This window comes from Butyrivibrio hungatei (assembly GCF_900101605.1).
GTDB classification, from domain to species: Bacteria; Bacillota; Clostridia; order Lachnospirales; family Lachnospiraceae; genus Butyrivibrio; species Butyrivibrio hungatei_B.
The window spans coordinates 64,243-81,436 of record NZ_FMUR01000003.1 but is presented as its reverse complement, the minus strand read 5'-3'; the positions used below and the strand labels follow the sequence as shown (position 1 = coordinate 81,436).

Annotated in this window: 12 protein-coding genes; 9 read left to right on the top strand and 3 right to left on the bottom strand. The window is 40.6% G+C overall.

Annotation, left to right across the window (positions count from 1 at the left end):
* The first annotated feature begins 9 nt into the window (after nucleotides 1-9).
* The 3 genes from BLP87_RS00385 (at nucleotide 10) to BLP87_RS00375 (ending at nucleotide 4,213) form a co-directional block, all read left to right on the top strand.
* Entirely contained in the window at nucleotides 10-1,704 is a 1,695-nt protein-coding gene (locus BLP87_RS00385) for a phospho-sugar mutase (RefSeq protein WP_074460958.1), read from the top strand.
* 84 nt (nucleotides 1,705-1,788) lie between these two features.
* Complete coding sequence (locus tag BLP87_RS00380; RefSeq protein WP_074460957.1) at nucleotides 1,789-3,222, top strand: GGDEF domain-containing protein; 1,434 nt, start codon at nucleotides 1,789-1,791, stop codon at nucleotides 3,220-3,222.
* Nucleotides 3,223-3,253: 31 nt separating this feature from the next.
* Nucleotides 3,254-4,213, top strand: coding sequence for a D-2-hydroxyacid dehydrogenase (locus BLP87_RS00375; RefSeq protein WP_074460956.1), 960 nt, complete (start codon nucleotides 3,254-3,256; stop codon nucleotides 4,211-4,213).
* 164 nt (nucleotides 4,214-4,377) lie between these two features.
* On the opposite strand, the gene BLP87_RS00370 is transcribed toward BLP87_RS00375, so the two are convergent.
* The gene (locus BLP87_RS00370) at nucleotides 4,378-4,629 is read right to left on the bottom strand and encodes a hypothetical protein (protein ID WP_074460955.1); all 252 of its coding nucleotides are present in this window, start codon (nucleotides 4,627-4,629) and stop codon (nucleotides 4,378-4,380) included.
* Nucleotides 4,630-4,789: 160 nt separating this feature from the next.
* Here BLP87_RS00370 and BLP87_RS00365 point away from each other — a divergent pair, with 160 nt between their 5' ends.
* Nucleotides 4,790-5,641 carry a hypothetical protein gene (locus tag BLP87_RS00365; RefSeq protein ID WP_074460954.1) on the top strand — a complete coding sequence of 284 codons (852 nt, stop codon included), beginning with the start codon at nucleotides 4,790-4,792 and terminating at the stop codon, nucleotides 5,639-5,641.
* 101 nt (nucleotides 5,642-5,742) lie between these two features.
* On the opposite strand, the gene BLP87_RS15930 is transcribed toward BLP87_RS00365, so the two are convergent.
* Nucleotides 5,743-5,916: a hypothetical protein gene (locus BLP87_RS15930; protein WP_176756577.1), complete on the bottom strand. Its 174-nt coding sequence runs from the start codon at nucleotides 5,914-5,916 to the stop codon at nucleotides 5,743-5,745.
* A gap of 681 nt (nucleotides 5,917-6,597) precedes the next feature.
* Nucleotides 6,598-8,064, bottom strand: a complete 1,467-nt coding sequence (locus BLP87_RS00360) for a methyl-accepting chemotaxis protein (protein WP_074460953.1) — start codon at nucleotides 8,062-8,064, stop codon at nucleotides 6,598-6,600.
* Between the two features lie 172 nt (nucleotides 8,065-8,236).
* Between BLP87_RS00360 and BLP87_RS00355 the strand changes: the two genes are divergently transcribed.
* The 5 genes from BLP87_RS00355 (at nucleotide 8,237) to BLP87_RS00335 (ending at nucleotide 16,999) form a co-directional block, all read left to right on the top strand.
* Nucleotides 8,237-9,157, top strand: a complete 921-nt coding sequence (locus BLP87_RS00355; protein ID WP_074460952.1) for a glycosyltransferase family 2 protein — start codon at nucleotides 8,237-8,239, stop codon at nucleotides 9,155-9,157.
* Nucleotides 9,158-9,252: 95 nt separating this feature from the next.
* The gene (locus tag BLP87_RS00350) at nucleotides 9,253-10,488 is read left to right on the top strand and encodes an EAL and HDOD domain-containing protein (protein ID WP_074460951.1); all 1,236 of its coding nucleotides are present in this window, start codon (nucleotides 9,253-9,255) and stop codon (nucleotides 10,486-10,488) included.
* Between the two features lie 25 nt (nucleotides 10,489-10,513).
* A complete protein-coding gene (locus tag BLP87_RS00345) occupies nucleotides 10,514-14,293 on the top strand; it encodes an EAL domain-containing protein (protein ID WP_074460950.1) in 3,780 nt (1,259 codons plus the stop codon).
* A gap of 14 nt (nucleotides 14,294-14,307) precedes the next feature.
* On the top strand, nucleotides 14,308-15,066 hold the full coding sequence (locus BLP87_RS00340) for a response regulator (protein WP_074460949.1): 759 nt from the start codon (nucleotides 14,308-14,310) through the stop codon (nucleotides 15,064-15,066).
* Nucleotides 15,067-15,070: 4 nt separating this feature from the next.
* A complete protein-coding gene (locus BLP87_RS00335) occupies nucleotides 15,071-16,999 on the top strand; it encodes an EAL domain-containing protein (RefSeq protein ID WP_074460948.1) in 1,929 nt (642 codons plus the stop codon).
* Nucleotides 17,000-17,194: the final 195 nt, after the last annotated feature.

The following is a 17,194-nucleotide window of genomic DNA, read 5'->3' as shown; positions in this document are numbered from 1 at the left end:
GGTAATGATATGGATTACAACAAGAGATATGATGAGTGGATGTCACATCTTTCGGAGGACGATCCGCTTAAGGCAGAGCTTTATAAGATAAAAGACAACGAGAAAGAAAAAGAAGAAAGATTCTATCAGGACCTTGCTTTTGGAACAGCCGGACTTAGAGGCAAAGTCGGAGCCGGAACCAATATGATGAACTTTTTAACTGTTGGTAAGGCGTCGCAGGGAATTGCCGATTATATTATAAAATGCGGAAAAGAGGCTATGGAAAAGGGCGTTGTTATCGCGCATGATCCAAGACACTTTTCCAAAGAGTTCTCACGTCTTGCCGCAGGAATATTTGCTGCAAACGGCATTAAAGTTTATACCTTTCCGGACCTAAGGCCCACACCCGAACTTGCTTTCATGATAAGAAGGCTTAAGACGGTCTCCGGAATAAATATTACAGCTTCGCATAATCCCAGAGAATACAACGGATACAAGGCGTACTGGGATGACGGCTGCCAGGTATCTGCGGAAGTTGCGGACGGTATGACTGAGATGATATCAAAAGTTGATATCTGGACGGGAATAAAGAAGTCTGACTTTAATGAAGGCGTTGCGAGCGGCAAGATCGTTGTTCTGGGCGATGAGTATGACAGAGAGTATCTTGATAAGATCGAGGGAATGGCTATACATGAAGGCGATGAACTTGATCTTTCGATACCGCTTGTTTACACACCTTTAAACGGCTGTGGTTCAATTCCTTTCAGACAGATGTTAAAAGACAGGGGATTTACGAACTGGAAGATAGTTCCCGAACAGGAACATCCCGATCCCAATTTTACGACGGTAGGATATCCCAATCCCGAAGATCCAAAGGCGTTTAAGTTAAGCGAACAGTACGGAAGAGAATTTGGCGCCGAGCTTCTTATGGCTACAGATCCCGATGCGGACAGATTTGCCATAGAGATAAGGGATGACAACGGCAACTATGTTCCGCTCAACGGCAATCAGACGGGATATCTTCTTGTAAATTATATCCTTGAGGGACATAAGACAGCAGGAACACTTCCTCAAAAGGGCGCGATGGTAAAGAGTATCGTTACTTCGACTCTTTCTACCGTGATGGCGAAAGCCTACGGTGTAGAGATGTTCGAGACTCTTACGGGATTTAAGAATATCTGCGGCAAGATTCCTTATCTTCACGATAATGGATACACATATCTTTTTGGATATGAGGAATCTGTAGGATATGCGGCATGTGAGGATATAAGGGATAAAGACGGAATCTCCGCGGGTATGCTTGTTGCGGAAGCCGCTGCGTATTACAGAAAGCAGGGTAAGACGCTGTTTGATGTACTTCAGGAGATCTATGCAAAGTACGGTTATTTTGCGGAAGACGAACCCAATATTATTCTTGAGGGAATCCCCGGAGCACAGCGTATTCAGCGCATGATGAAGTGGTTTAGGGAGAATATCCCGACAGAAGTTGCTGGCTCTAAGGTAAGCAAAGTAATCGATTATATAAACGGATATGAGGATATTCCTCCGCAGAATGCGATAAGACTGTTCCTTGAAAACGGTTCTTGGTTTGCCATAAGGCCAAGCGGAACAGAGCCTAAGATAAAGTTCTATTTTTATTCAAACAGAGACTCGGGAGAGAACGCTCTTAATGTCAACAAAGCCATAAAAGAAGAGGTGTTTGCACTCATAAATTCAGTGGAATAAGTTATGAAAAATTGATATTATTTTAATGTATAATTGTTTATTCCTGTGCTATCATTAAGGTTAGAAAGCTGTGAGGTGCATTGGATGGGTAAAAAATATAACAATTCACTTAGATACAGAGTTATTTGGGTTTGTCTTGTATTTATTGTTATTCTTTGCATGGCTCTTGGCACTATAAGTTTCATGATATTCAGAAATACAATGTTTGATGAGTACAGGACGAGACTTACTTATGTTGTTGATTATACATTAAAAAATATAGATGTAGAGGACCTCGAGGAACGTATCAAGACGAAGGAATACTCTGATACGTTCAATAATCTTGTAGATCTTATGGGCAGGGTAAGAGAGAGCTACGATCTTGATTTTATCCTGCTTACGGTTCCGTGCAAGACTGAAAACGGATATGACTGTATGCAGATTGCATCGGGGCTTACGGAGGCTGAAAAGAACGGAGAGGATCTGAAGGAAGATATTCCTGTTCCGTATCTCGGCGATATGATAGGAGATTTTCTGGGTGAAGAATTGTGTGAGATGTCATATAATGTTATGAAGAATAACACGGGAATCAACTATACTACCGCCAAGAGCGATTACGGCGAAGATTTTAGCGCAAACGCTTCGATAAGAAATGCATCCGATGAAGGAATAGCTCTTTTTTCCTGCGGATTCAGTACAATGGATATCTCCAATAACCTTCGAAAATATATTATAACCATGGCTGTGTGCGGTGTTGTTCTTGCCGTCATCTTTATATCAGGAATGATATTCTGGCTTAATGAAAGAGTTATTGTTCCGCTTCAAAAGATAGAGCGTACAACGCGCGATTTTGCCCAAAACAGCCATTCGCAGAAGAGTCCTGAGCTTCTTCTTATGGAAAATCCTGAGATACATACGGGAGATGAGCTTGAATCTCTTGCGGACACTATTTTTTCCATGTCGCAGGATATGAGGGAATATGCAGAGGATCTCATGAGGTCTTCCAATAAGATTCAGAATATGTCGCTTGAGATGACTAAGGTTAATGAGTTTGCACTTCGTGACGCTCTTACGGGTGTAAAAAATAAAGCGGCATATGATAAAGTGGAAGTCAGGCTTAACTCCGATATCATCACTCAGACTGCGCAGTTTGGTATGCTGATGATAGATATAAATTATCTTAAAAAGATAAATGATACTTTCGGACACGAGGCGGGCGATCTTTATATCAAAAATATGTGCACACTCATATGCGATACCTTCGAAAATTCACCGGTATTTAGAGTGGGCGGAGATGAATTTGTAGTTCTTCTTGAAAATAAAGATTTTAATCACATGGATGAACTTATTGATTCGCTAAAGAGCCACATGGAAGAGCTTCAGAACAATAAGAGCCTGCAACCGTGGGAGAGACTGTCTGCCGCCATCGGTCTTGCAATATACGACGAATCAATGGATGATGATGCGGACAGCGTTCTAAAGAGAGCTGACAGGCTTATGTATCAGAATAAAAAAGATATGAAAGCCGTTAGAACATAAACATAACAGAAAGGCATAAGTTACACAGAGTATGAAAATTGTTGTTGCGGATGTAGACAGTGTCGGATCTGACATGGACTACAGTATTTATGATGAACTTGGAGAGGTTTCCTATTACGGGGACAAGATAACCGATGAAAATGCAAAGGAGAGGCTTAAGGGAGCAGAGGTACTTCTTATTAACAAAAGTGCCATAACGGAAAAAGTCTTAAATGATGCTCCGGACCTTAAACTTATATGTGAGTTTGCGACAGGCTTTGACAATGCAAATATTGAAGCGTGCAAAAGACACGGCGTAAAAGTTGCAAATGTTGTCAATTATTCAACGGCTTCAGTTGCCCAGCATACGTTTGCATTGCTTTTTTATCTTATGGAGAACTCACGCCATTATGATGAATTTGTTAAAAGCGGCAGATATGCAAACCAGCCGCATTTTTGCTGCCTTGATATACCGTTTGAGGAGCTCGATGGCAAAGTGTATGGAATCGTTGGAATGGGAAATATCGGAAGGAAGGTTGCGCAGATTGCAACAGCTTTCGGAGCAAAGGTTATTTTTTATTCCGCATCCGGAAACAGCACCTGCACAGAGTATGAGAGAGTATCGTTTGATGAGTTATTATCACGTTCAGACGTCATATCTCTTCATTGCCCGCTCAGCGACAAGACAAGAGAACTCTTCAACAAAGGTGCTTTCGCAAAGATGAAGAAAAACGCAATCCTCATCAACGTTGCAAGAGGCGCTGTTGTAAACGAAGCTGATCTCTGCGAAGCACTGGAAAATGGAGAAATAAAGGCAGCAGGCCTCGACGTGCTTAACCCTGAACCCATGGCCAAAGACTCACCGCTCCTCAAGATTCAAGATAGCGGAAAGCTTTTTATCACTCCACACATGGCCTGGGGGAGCACTGAATCCAGACGCAGATGTTTGGAAGAGGTAAAAAGGAACATCCAGGCTTTCATGGCCGGAGCACCTCGCAATATTGTGAACTAATATTTTGCGCTTTTTTGTGCCACGTAGATGAAACCAATAAAAAAAGGGTGCCTCTGCACCCATTTTTTATGTCCTGGTTTCATCGCAGTGTCCGGCACAATTTGCGCAAAAATTGTACATATTGCTGCCGTTACCACAGTATCGACCTTTTTATCGTCCCCTATTCACATAAGTTCAACCGGCTCCCCGGAAAAATCGGCTTTTCCGTTATCGTAGAGCGTGCGCACGAAATCGATGGCTCTCTGACCGGATTTTTCAATTGGGATATTCTGGTCATAGACATATTCAAGCCTGTCACCGCTTGTAAGAGTAAAGTTTATCTGCGTTCCGACAATCTTGCCTCCGCCTATATCCATTGGTTTTACTTCAACAGCACATACATCCTTGATCACACCTTCTCCAAAAAGAACTAACATCTAAAAGACCTCCTTATTTCAGCGTGCGTGTCATTTGCTATAATCTATATTTTACCACTATACTGACGTAATTACGATATTCTTTGATTATTTATCCATCTATGCTATACTTAAAGTTGTTTTTTACAATAATTGTGATAGGGTACGGAGATAGAAATTTATGCGTCTGGGAAAAAAATTAATATCTGCAATAGTTGTTCTTTCGATGAGTACATCTGCTCTTACGGGATGCACTTCTTCCAAGAAGGCGATTTCAGAAACAGCTGAACAGTTTTTGGAAATAGTACAGAACGGTTCAACGGAGAATATTGAAGCATATGCAAGTGCGGGAGTTTTGGAGGGCGATTTTGTTCGAGCCTTCGATTCCACTTTTCTTATAGATGACCTTAAGGCGGGCTTTGAAGCAGATAAGCTCGATGAAGCAACAGCACAAAGATTGGATAATCTCTGTACCAGCTTTTCAAATATGATAACAAGTTATGAAATTAAATCCGTTACAGTCAAGAAGGGTGTCGGTACTGTAATTGCTTCGGTAAATACAGCCTTCCCGCTTGATGTTATCGGTGGTGATGATGCTTCTTCAAGAATCGCAGTTAAGGTTGATGCTTACAAGGAAGCAAATCCCGATAAGGTTGATAATGCCGATCCTGAAATTGCAAAGCAGGCTTATAATGACGTCATAAATCTTGTTTTGGAGACATATGAGGATGTATTATCGGAAAGCGCTGAGAAGACTTATATCTTTGTATTTACAATGACAAAAGATCCTGATTCAAAGGATTGGTCAATTACTGAAATTCAGGATTACGACAGCGTCGCAAACGGTAAGGAAATAGCCGAGACAAACACAGAGGCTGACACATCCGAGGACGAAGAGCAGCCGGCAGATGAAGAAACTCCCGCAGAGGAAGAAAACGCGGAAGAGGCTCAGCCTGAAGAAACTGATACAGAAGCTGAGGGCAATGCTCCTGCTGATTCCGAAGTAGAAGAAGTAGATCTTTCAATTGATTAAGAATAAATATTATATATAAATAAAAGTCCTATGCCGTATTCAGCATAGGACTTTTATTCTTTTGAATTTTCTTCCATCATAATTCTCCATTACATGGTGAATTATCTCTTTCCGAGACAACCCTGATTTTTCAGTTCTATGAGTAGGTCAAAGACAATCCCTAACGGTAAGCCGGTGATATGAGCTACTTTCTCGGGATCTGGATAATACTCGTTTTCACAATCCTTTCTGATGCAGTCCAGAACTTCATTCTTAAAGTCTAATGTAGCTGTCATATACTTAAATACTCCTTTCTTAAATAGTCAGATAATTCCGCGTGGGTGATTATCTATTACTATCTATTATATCGGAAAAAAGTGCAGAAAAATAACGATTTTGTGTTAAAAATATAAAAATTTAATAAAATAGTTGCATATCCTGTTATGGGATATCATCTGCACTGCGTTTTCCACTTATCTTAATAAGTATTGCATTAAAATAAGTAATACTATATTAACATATAATTTATAATTAATAAAGGGGTGAAATATAGGATAGAACAAGCGAATGAAAGCGCATGTTGTAATGGAAAACAAAACATAGTATGATGATTTTTGATGCAATGTTAATAATATTGAAAGGAATATGGGCATGCTACTCAGATCAATGGGGATTGTTTTAAATAACTGAAACTTCGCAGTTTTGTAACTGCGAAGTTTTAGTAAAGTAAGCAACAAAAAATTAGAAAACTTCTGGAATTGATGCTTCTATCCCCAAGTATACAGGCTATAAAGCATCAAAAAATCTGGAAATGTATCAGTTTCGATGCTTCAAACACTGTAACACAATCTTATAGAGCATCAAAAAATATAGATGTTTATAATTTTGATGTTTTTCTCATATTGACAAGGTAGGGATACTCAAATTAGCAGTTTATCAGAAAACGCCGTCACACTTTTGGTGTGGCGGCGTAAAATTTATTTTGCAGTATGCATTTTGTGGAGCTTATCGGCCTGCTGTGATATATCTTCAAGAACTTTCTTAAATGCATTAAATTTCTCTGCGGCTTCATCTGATGCCTTTGCTCCTTCATGTGAAAGAGAAGCAACTTCCTGGCTTGTTGCCGAGAGGGTTGAGATGCTGTCGTTGATCTCGTTTGTTGAATCGGCGATTGATTTCATTCCTTCTGCGATATGAGAGAAACGTGTGATCATTCCCGATACGTTGTTGTTTATGCTGTTGAAGTTCTCACCGACAGATTCGATCATTTTGTTCTGCTTATCAACAGTAGTTACAGTGTCGTCTATACTGAACATTGCTTTCTGGACATCTTCATTAAGCTCGTTGATGATATTTGTAATCTCATTTGAAGCTTTGTTTGTCTCTGCTGCAAGTTCGCGGACATTGTTTGCGACTACGGCGAAACCTTTTCCTGCTTCACCTGCACGGGCTGCCTCGATGCTTGCGTTGAGGGCAAGGAGATTGGTCTGTGTTGAGATTGCCATGATCGAACTTACGATGTTCTTAACTTCCTCAACTTTATCGATAACTGCCTGTGTTGCATCAACCGTTATCTGGCTTGCTTTTGATACGTCCTGAGACTTGATCTTAAGTTCCTCAATGACGTTTATGCCTTCTTCGATTGCTGTCTGAGTGCTCTCTGAAGCTTCGGTCATTTCGAGTCTGTCTTGCTCTGTTGTAGATGTTCTTTCCTGGATAAGCTGTACTTTCTCGGCCTGTTTGATGATCGACTGAGATGTGTTCTCCATGTTGGTTGCGATGTTCTGCATTCCCGACTGCTGTGATTCAAGGATCTTCTGAAGTGAATCAAGATCGTCCTGAGAAGCATTGAACAATTCGGTGATCTTATTTGCTATATCTGCCATGTTGTTTCCGACATCAAGTGTCTTTTTCTCGGTCTGTTTCATTACGAGTCTCTTTTCATCGATGAAATTCTTCTGAAGAGAAACCGTCATCATGCATGATACAAATGAAAGTATCAGTGTGGCGATTGCAGGAACCAGAATGTTATTCTGAAGTCCCGATGTGATCAGGTTTGTTATGACCGATATTATAAAAGAAAAAGAGATAATACCGATCCCCGTGCCGCAGAGTGCTACGTTTGAGTAGAGTGTGCTGCAGATGAGTATTGGAAGTCCGAATGCGAAAAATGCTAAATCGTTTCCTGCAAGGACAAGGGTTAAGTAGAAGATACTTACTCCGCACATTATTAAGACTGCACCTTTTTTCTCTGCGTAGAACTTGAAATTACCGATAAAGATGATGATCAAACTGACTACGGCACTGGCAAATATGACCGCCTTTCCAATGTCAAAACCTTTGCTGATTAGTGATAACAGAGTTAATACGATTCCTGTTACAACCGTGATGATACTTACGTAAAAACTGTTTGCGTTTGCGCGCTTATACTGCTGAGCGTCCATGATATGCCTCCGTAGAATGGATATAAATTTTTAGAACAATGGAAAGATTCTATCACAAAATCGTTAGCATATCTAGAGTAAAAGCTACAGTATATCTGGATAATCGGTTTTTTTGAACCGTGAAATATGCTATAATTAGCAATTAGTAATAGTCAGTTGGAGGATTTTGCTAATGCTATCTGTAATAATTCCCGCATACAATGAAGAGGAAATGATAAAAAAAACTTCCGAAACAATATCCGGTATATTGGATGGGGAAAATATAGATTTTGAGCTTCTTTTTATTAACGACGGATCGAGCGATAACACGTGGAAAGCGATAACCGAAGAAGCTGCCCGCAATAAGAGAGTTAAGGGTGTTTGCTTTTCAAGGAACTTTGGAAAAGAATCTGCTGTATTTGCAGGTATTGCCGAGGCAACCGGAGATTGCTGCGTGGTTCTTGACTGCGATCTTCAGCACCCGCCGGAGAAGATTGTTGAGATGTACAGGCTTTGGGAGCAGGGCTATGAGATAGTTGAAGGAGTTAAGACAAGCAGGGGAAAAGAGTCTGCAATGCATTCATTTGCGGCAAAGAGCTTTTACAATATCATGAGCGATGCGGTAGGCTTTGACATGTCCAGAGCTTCGGATTATAAGCTCCTCGACAGAAAGGCCATGAACGTACTTCTTAATATGAATGAGAAGAATGCCTTTTTCAGGGCTCTTTCATCATGGATCGGATTTAAGAGTACGGAAGTAACTTATGATGTAAGAGAAAGAGAAGCGGGTGAATCCAAGTGGAGTACGAGATCGCTCATAAAATATGCGATCAACAATATTACTTCATTTACATCGGCGCCGCTTCATCTTATAACGATCTCAGGATGGATCGTCGCTATACTCGGACTCGGATTTAGTGTGGAAGCGCTTTACAGACACTTCTTTATAGGCAATGATCAGCCCGGATTTACGACTGTCATAATCCTTATATGCTTCACGGCTGCAATGATCATGATCGGTCAGGGAATCATAGGCATCTATATATCCAAGATTTACGATGAGGTCAAGGGAAGACCACGTTATATCATCGATAAGACCACGTATGAAAAATGACGGAATTGAGAAAAAAACTTGGTAAAAATACGTTATTTAGGGTAAAATGTAATTGAGCGGATTATGTCTTTTTAGGAGGAGAAAGGAGACAGGCAATGTTAGCTACTTTAATTCCACTGTTCGATGATAAAATGTCTGTTTGTGCATATTCTGTTTTTGCGCGTAAAGAAAACCACTTTTTGAACCCTGAGATGGAGGGCGGCGCGCGATATGACGGTGCAGGTACAGTCCATGAACTGGAAGTTGTAAGTAGTATGGGGATGTCTATGTTATCCGGGGGAAAAGAAGTTTTTGTTCCGGTCAATCAGTTTTCTGTTTTCGCAGAAATTTCGCTTCAGTGTACGGTCCCCGCAAATAAAGTTGTTCTCCTTATGGATAACAGTATCACACCCGAACCCAATTACGTTAAGAGGGTGAAGGAACTCAAGATGCAAGGTTACAAACTTGCTATCAGAAAACTTCCTATTTCAAGTTTTGAACCCTATAAAGAGATTCTTAATCAGTGCGATTACATCTTGCTTAATCATGCAAAGATCGATATAGAAAAGGCCAAGATCTATTTTGGCAAAGTATACCCGAAGATAAAGTTGTGTGCGGTAAATGTCGACACGAAGGAGCAGTACGACATGCTCATCTCACACGGAGGATACGACCTTTACGAGGGCGGTTTCTTCAGAATGCCCGTGCGTGAGTCTGAGACTGAGGTCAATCCCCTTAAGGTGAATTACATAGAACTGCTTAATGTCGTTAACGCACCGGATTTTGATCTTACGGATGCTGCGGATGTTATCGGAAAAGACCCCGCACTTACAATATCGCTTCTTGAGATAGTAAACCGAATGGCGCTTAATTCCGAGATCACATCTATCAGGCATGCAACGGCAATGCTCGGACAGAAAGAATTAAAGAGATGGATAAATACAGCTGTGACCAAGGAACTTTGTGCAGACAGACCTACCGAGATAACAAGGCTTGTAATGATAAGAGCAAAGTTCGCGGAAAATCTTGCAGAGAGCTTTGAGATGTCGCTTTTGGGACAGGAGCTCTTTATCATGGGGCTTTTTTCTGCGATAGATATAATGCTTGGCAAGACAATGAAGGAAGCGCTTGATATGGTGCTTGTTCCAAAGGATGTCAAGCTGGCGCTTCTTGATAATGAAGGCCCTTTCGCACCTGTGCTCAATTTCATAAAGAGATATGAAGATGCGGACTGGACTGAAATTTCAAGATTGATGGTTCTTGGAAATATGGATATGACAAAGATTTACGATGCCTATCTGTCAGCTCTCAGATGGTATAGAGATCTTTTTCCTGTGACAGTAACCGGATGATTGTTTCGTGCAACGGGGTGACTTTATGGTCGGTACTGAAGTGATAGGCAGTAGTGCCTTCAATTTATCCGCCCTAGTGATCAGCGTTACGTGCATTGTTTATAAACTGATCATCAGAGGTAAGGTAAAGCTCAAGAATTGGCTTTTCATTGCCTTCATAATGATAATCGCCATTGATGCTTTTACCGGCATCGTGGAGCAGTTTCTAAAATACAGTAAGCTTACGTTTGGAACTAAGCTTATAATTGGTCATGCAAATCTTTTTGTGTATTTTCTTACACATTTTGCAATGGCGCCTATTTTTGTATATTACATAGTGATGGAATGCGGTGTTCAGCATAAGTTTACGGGGAAGGTACGCTTTTATTTAGGCATACCTTTTATTTTTATGGAACTGCTGGTTCTGATAAATCCGCTGTTTAATATTGTCTACCGGATAGACGATAACCTCGCGTATGTAAGAAGAAGCGGCGTTTACATTGCTTATGGAATAATAGCTTTCTATACTATCTTTTCGCTTGTCGTTCTGTATCTCTATTGGGCTGTCCTTAATAAACTCAAGAAAATTGCGATCATATATTTTTATGTAACTACGCTCGTCGGATTGGTGGTTCAGATGATCCGCCCTGATATCACATGCGAGCTTATGTGTGAAGCAATAGGCGCGCTGGGCATCATGATAATGCTTGAAGGCGATGACGACAGAAAAGATTTTTCTACAAAGGCGCTTAATCGAAACGCTTTTATAACCGATGTCGGAAATTACTTCAGATATGACAGAGCGTTTAATGCCATATGCGTTAAGATTTTGAACGGCGATATCCTTAGAAAGATATCGAGCCATGAAAATTATGAAAAGATACTTACTAATGTTGCCGGATACCTTGGCGATGTGAATAAGAAGTTTGAAGTATATCGCGTCGGGATTGAGTGTTTCTTTCTTGTGTGCCCCGATATCACGAGTGCTTACGCAAGAGGAATCGCAGATGAAGTTTTTTACAAACTCGGAACGAGCATTATGCTTGACGGAAGCAGTGTGCAATTAAAGACACTTGTCATTCAGGCTTCTTCGCCCGATAAGTTCGAAACTCTCGATAACCTTCTTCTTTTGTCGGACACTGACATTGAGGTCGATAAGGGAAGACCGATCTATTGCGAAGAGCTTGATTTCGTTATCAGAAAAGCGGACGTCGAAAAGGCAGTAAGAAGAGGAATAGAGAGTTCAAGTTTCAGGGTTTTCTATGAGCCTATTTATACAAAAGCGGATCTTTCGATATGTGCGGCTGAAGCTGTTCTTAAGTTTAACGATAAGGAACTCGGAGAAATATCAAAAGATGAATTTATTCCCATCGCGAACAGGACGGGAACCATCGAAAAACTCGGACTTTTTATGATCGAAGAAGTTCTTTATTTCATCGGCGGCGGAATCGTAGAGGAGATGGGGCTTGAGTTCATATGCATCAAACTTACGTCGGCTCAGATCATCAAGACAGATTTTATTTCTCAGGTAAAAGAGCTCTTTTCCAGATACGGGGTAAGACCTGAGAATATCGTGTTTGGCATAACGGAGAATGCGGCGGTCACGGACAAAAATCTGATATATCAGGTAATCTCCGATCTGGGAGATATGGGAATCAGGTTCTACATGGATGAGTATGGAACAAGCTTTTTTGGAATGCAGTCATCGACGTCGTATCTTTTCGAAGGCATAAAGGTAAATGCGGGGCTTTTGCTTTATGCGGATTCATCGTCACAGAGAAGACTTATACTTGAAAACCGTCTTTCGACCATGAATCAGACGGGCAAAAAAATCATCATGGGCGCCGTAAATTCCAAAGATCATGCGGAGAGTATTCAAAACATAAAAGCAGATTACGTGCAGGGTAAGTATTACTCGCGCGCTGTCAGCAAGAATGATTTCATCGCCATCCTCAAAGCTACGGAAACTGCAAGAATGGAGGAGAGAAGGGCCAAGGCGGCAAATGAGGCAAAGAGTAATTTCCTTGCAAATATGTCTCATGAGATACGAACTCCCATCAATGCGGTTCTTGGAATGAATGAGGTTATATTAAGGGAGTGTACGGATGAGAAAATCCTTGAATATTCAAGGAATATCGAGAGCGCGGGAAAAACTCTTTTGTCACTTATAAATGATATTCTCGACTTCTCTAAGATCGAAGCCGGGAATATGGAGATAAACGACAGGAACTACGAACTTAGTTCAGTGCTTAATGATGCTTATAACATGATTTATTTCAAGGCTATGCAGAAATCGCTTAATCTCAAATTTGAGGTTGATGAGGAACTTCCGGACAGTCTGTGCGGCGATGAGATGAGACTTAGGCAGATCATAGTAAATGTCCTTAACAATGCTGTCAAATATACAACTGAGGGAAGCGTTACTTTGAAGATAAGAGGGGAAGAGGTTTCGGACGATAAAGTTAATCTTTTCATCGATGTCATAGATACGGGAATAGGAATCAAACAGGAGGATATAGCGAATCTTTTCGACAAGTTTAAGAGGCTTGATGTTGATAGAAACAGAACTATTGAAGGAAGCGGACTGGGGCTTGCGATCACGAACAATCTCCTCAAGCTGATGAACGGTTCGATCGATGTTGAGAGTGAATATGGCAAAGGCTCCGTATTTAAAATTGTTCTTCCGCAGAAGAAAGTGGGAGATGTGAAGATCGGAAACTTTAAGAACAAGATAGCGGAACTTAACAAGATACACAAAAAATACAGGGTTAAGTTCACAGCAAAAGATGCCAATATCCTTGTTGTCGACGATACTCCGGTAAACCACGTGGTTATAAAGGAGCTTCTCAAGAACACGCTTGTCAATATAGACAACGCAAGGAGTGGCGTGGAGTGCTTGAAGATGCAGAAAGAAAAAGAGTACGACATTATTTTTCTTGATTACAGAATGCCCGGAATGGACGGCGTTGAGACACTTCATTTTATCAGGGAAGACGAGGAGAGCAAAAATGTTTTTACGCCGATAGTCGTGCTCACGGCCAATGCGATATCCGGGGCAAAAGAATCTTTTATAAGCGAAGGATTTACGGATTATCTGAGTAAGCCCGTTGAGAGCGACAAGCTTGAGGAGGCACTCATTAAATATCTTCCGGATGAAAAGATAGAATACAACACGGAAGAAGGAAAAAGCGAGGTTGAAGTTGAACATTCCGAGAATGACGAGTTTATGGATTATATTTCGGGACTTATACAGATTAAGTCAGATCTGGGACTTAAGAACAGCGGAAGTGAAGAGAGTTATTTCAACATCCTGAAAGTGTATTACGAGTCCATTGAATTTACAAAAGCAAATATCGATAAGGCATACGAAGACAAGAACTGGAAAGATTACACGAGCTATGTGCATTCGCTAAAGAGTACGAGCAGGGCGATAGGAGCGGTTGTTTTATCGGAACTTGCGGAGAAACTTGAGAATGCCGGAAATATCGGCGATACGATGTATATCAAGGAACATCATTCGGAGCTTCTTAACAGATATCTTCTTGCGGAGTATGAGATATCGGGAGTTCCGGGAATTGCAGGCGATGAAACAAAGGAAGAAGCGGTTGAGAAGACGGATATAAAAGAATCCGAAATGAAAGATGCTTACGGAAGCATGGTTGAAGCCTGCAAGGGACTTAACTATGACACGATGGAGCTGATACTTGATTCGCTTAACGATTACAATCTTTCCGAGAAAGATATGGGCAACATTGGAAAAATCAAAGACTATCTTGCAAAGCTTGACTGGGAAAGCATAGAGAAAATAGCACAGAGTGAGCTGTAGACGGGAGTGTAGTAATGTTTGATAAAAAAATTCTTCTGGTAAGAAATGACACGACTTTCATGGTAAATGCAATAAAAAAGAGCCTGATCGACAATCACTTTCTTGTGGCGGAATCGTCGTATTCGATCTCTGATATCAGTGCCAACAAAGAAGGGGCGAGTCTTGCAATTCTTTATACGGATTCGGATTTTGTTGAGCATCAGGATGCGATCATATACTTCAAGGATCTGTGCATGGAAGAAAATATGATCGTCATAATAATCGGCGATAATGATGCATTTAAGTTCATTCACAGATTTATACCAAAAGAGGATATTGCATGTGAGCTCACAAGACCGCTTGATATGGATGGACTTCTCGGAAAAATATTTATCGTTACCGATGATGAGTACATTCAGAGGAAGCGAAAATGCGTCCTTATTGTTGACGATGATTTCACTTATCTTCAGATGCTTAGGGAATGGCTGAAAGAAGATTTCAGGGTGGGCGTTGCAAACTCGGGAGCTCAGGCGGTCGCGTGGCTTGCAAATAACAAGGCGGACCTCATTCTTCTTGATTACGATATGCCTGTAATAGACGGGCCGAAAGTAATGGAGATGCTAAAGAAGGAGTCTTTTTCGAGCGGAATTCCTGTTATGTTCCTTACGGGGAAAAATGATAAAAAGAGCGTTACCGAGGTACTTGCTCTTAAACCTGCCGATTATCTTTTGAAGTCTATAGACAGAGAAAAACTGCTGGCAACACTTAAGAATTTTTTTGAATCAAAGGAATGATATTATGATTGAAGGTAATCCAAACGGCGGACTTACGTTTTGTATAGCTGCGCTGATAGTCAGTTTAACAAGTATTTTTTGCGCGATAGTGATCAGGAAAAAGAAAAGTCTTAAGAATACTTTGCTGGTTGCGCTTCTTTCGATTGTCCTTTTTGATTCCTGCACGGGTATAGCTTCCTATACTGCCTATAATTATGACTTTCCGTATGCCGTTAAGTTCTTCGTGTGTTATCTGAGCAAATATATTTATTATGCTACGCATTTTCTGATGATGCCGGTTCTTTTGTATTACATAATCGTAGTATGCGGTATTCTTCATCTTTTTTCAAAGAGATTTCGTATTGCGTTTGCGATACCTATGTTTGTTCTTGAGGCGGCTCTTTTCTCAAATCCGATGACTCAGCTTGCGTTTACTGCTTCGTCAGACCTTGTGTTTCACAGGGGGCCTGTAGTATATGCCGCTTATATTCTGAGTGCATTCTATTTTATCCTGTGTGTTCTTTTGCTTGTAAGATACTGGAAGAGCATAAATCATCTTAAAAAGGGTGCAATGGTGTACTTTTTGTCTCTTGCGATCATGGGAGTTATTATACAGCTTCTTTTCCCTACGATCACATGTGAGCTCCTGTGTGAATCAATCGGACTTATGGGTATCATGATCATACTTGAAAAAGATGATGACAGGGTTGATTCGGGAACGGGACTGTATAACAGAATGGCTCTTTTGCAGGATATCAAGAATTATATTTCTCTTAACAGGAGTTTCAGGACTATATGCGTGCGGATAGAGAATGCGGATGCATATATAAATATTACGGGATATGCGGATTTTGACGCGATCATAAAACAGATATCGAAATATCTTTTTGATGTTGCAGATAAGTATGATGTTTATATAAGCGGAGTTGCATGTTTTTATATTCTGTGCGTGGATGTGACCGAAAATGAGAGCAATAAGCTTGCTTATACAATAAGAGACAGGTTTGACAAGGGATGGCACCTTGAAGATAACCAAATGAACATAAATGCGATCATAATGTGCGCGGGAACGCCGGATATGTTTAACAGCGAAGAAGATATTCTGATGCTGTCCGAGGCTCATATCGAGGATACTGGTAAAAATCTTTTTATCGATCATGATCTTGATTTCCTTCTTAGGAAGATTGAGGTTGAAAAAGCTATTGTCCGCGGAATGAACGAGAATTATTTCAAAGTTAAGTACAGGCCGCTTTTTGATAAAACGGGAAACAAGGTGTGTGGAGCGGAGGCACTTCTTAATCTTGACGATTCGGTGCTTGGCGAAGTGTCTTTTTCGGAGTTTATGAGTGTTGCCGAGAAGTCGGGATTTGCGGAAGAAATTGAGAACAGGATGATTGGATCGATATTAAGATTTGCGGGAGAATTGCTTGCGGAAAATGCTGATTGTATCAATTTCATTATGATGCATACGGTGTCTGACAAAGTTATCAGCAAAGAACTTGTGGGAGTTGTGAGAGAATACGCAAAGCAGTACAATGTCGATCTTTCCAAGATAGCACTGGATATAAATGATAATGTATTGTATGTCGAAACGGATTCCGTTGACTATGTGATAGAGAGATTAAGTGAGGATGGAGTCAGTATATTCATGGGAAATTACAAGAATGACTCATTGGGTGTAAGATACGATATGCTAGGCGGATTTAACGGAGTTATAGTCAATATAAAACATTTCATGGAGACAACGGGAGGCTCGAAGCGCGGCATAATTCTTAAGAACAGAATGGATATGCTGAGGCAGATAAACAAGACCGTTATTGTTTCGGGAGTTGATTCTTTTGAATACTATGATAAGATGAAAGATATATATGCGGATTACATTTTGGGCGACTATCTGTCACCTGCCGTATCCAAGGTTGAGTTTGTGGAGATGGCAAAAGCGGGCAGAGTATGATATGAACTATAATACGTAAATTGTATTTTTATAAGATGCCGTAAAAAGCCTCTTTGTCGTGAAATAGTCTGACAAAGAGGTTTTTTGTCTGATATTTGTTACATATGATAATTTTTTTGATAATAATACTATAATTCTGCGATTAATTATTGACATTCAAGTGCAAATATAATACTTTTTTTAAAAGAGGTTTAA

Excerpts from the sequence above, each read along its gene's own strand:
- BLP87_RS00385 (WP_074460958.1), top strand. The coding sequence starts at position 10 with ATGGATTACAACAAGAGATATGATGAGTGGATGTCACATCTTTCGGAG.
- BLP87_RS00380 (WP_074460957.1), top strand. The coding sequence starts at position 1,789 with ATGGGTAAAAAATATAACAATTCACTTAGATACAGAGTTATTTGGGTT.
- BLP87_RS00375 (WP_074460956.1), top strand. The coding sequence starts at position 3,254 with ATGAAAATTGTTGTTGCGGATGTAGACAGTGTCGGATCTGACATGGAC.
- BLP87_RS00370 (WP_074460955.1), bottom strand. The coding sequence starts at position 4,629 with ATGTTAGTTCTTTTTGGAGAAGGTGTGATCAAGGATGTATGTGCTGTT.
- BLP87_RS00365 (WP_074460954.1), top strand. The coding sequence starts at position 4,790 with ATGCGTCTGGGAAAAAAATTAATATCTGCAATAGTTGTTCTTTCGATG.
- BLP87_RS15930 (WP_176756577.1), bottom strand. The coding sequence starts at position 5,916 with ATGACAGCTACATTAGACTTTAAGAATGAAGTTCTGGACTGCATCAGA.
- BLP87_RS00360 (WP_074460953.1), bottom strand. The coding sequence starts at position 8,064 with ATGGACGCTCAGCAGTATAAGCGCGCAAACGCAAACAGTTTTTACGTA.
- BLP87_RS00355 (WP_074460952.1), top strand. The coding sequence starts at position 8,237 with ATGCTATCTGTAATAATTCCCGCATACAATGAAGAGGAAATGATAAAA.
- BLP87_RS00350 (WP_074460951.1), top strand. The coding sequence starts at position 9,253 with ATGTTAGCTACTTTAATTCCACTGTTCGATGATAAAATGTCTGTTTGT.
- BLP87_RS00345 (WP_074460950.1), top strand. The coding sequence starts at position 10,514 with ATGGTCGGTACTGAAGTGATAGGCAGTAGTGCCTTCAATTTATCCGCC.
- BLP87_RS00340 (WP_074460949.1), top strand. The coding sequence starts at position 14,308 with ATGTTTGATAAAAAAATTCTTCTGGTAAGAAATGACACGACTTTCATG.
- BLP87_RS00335 (WP_074460948.1), top strand. The coding sequence starts at position 15,071 with ATGATTGAAGGTAATCCAAACGGCGGACTTACGTTTTGTATAGCTGCG.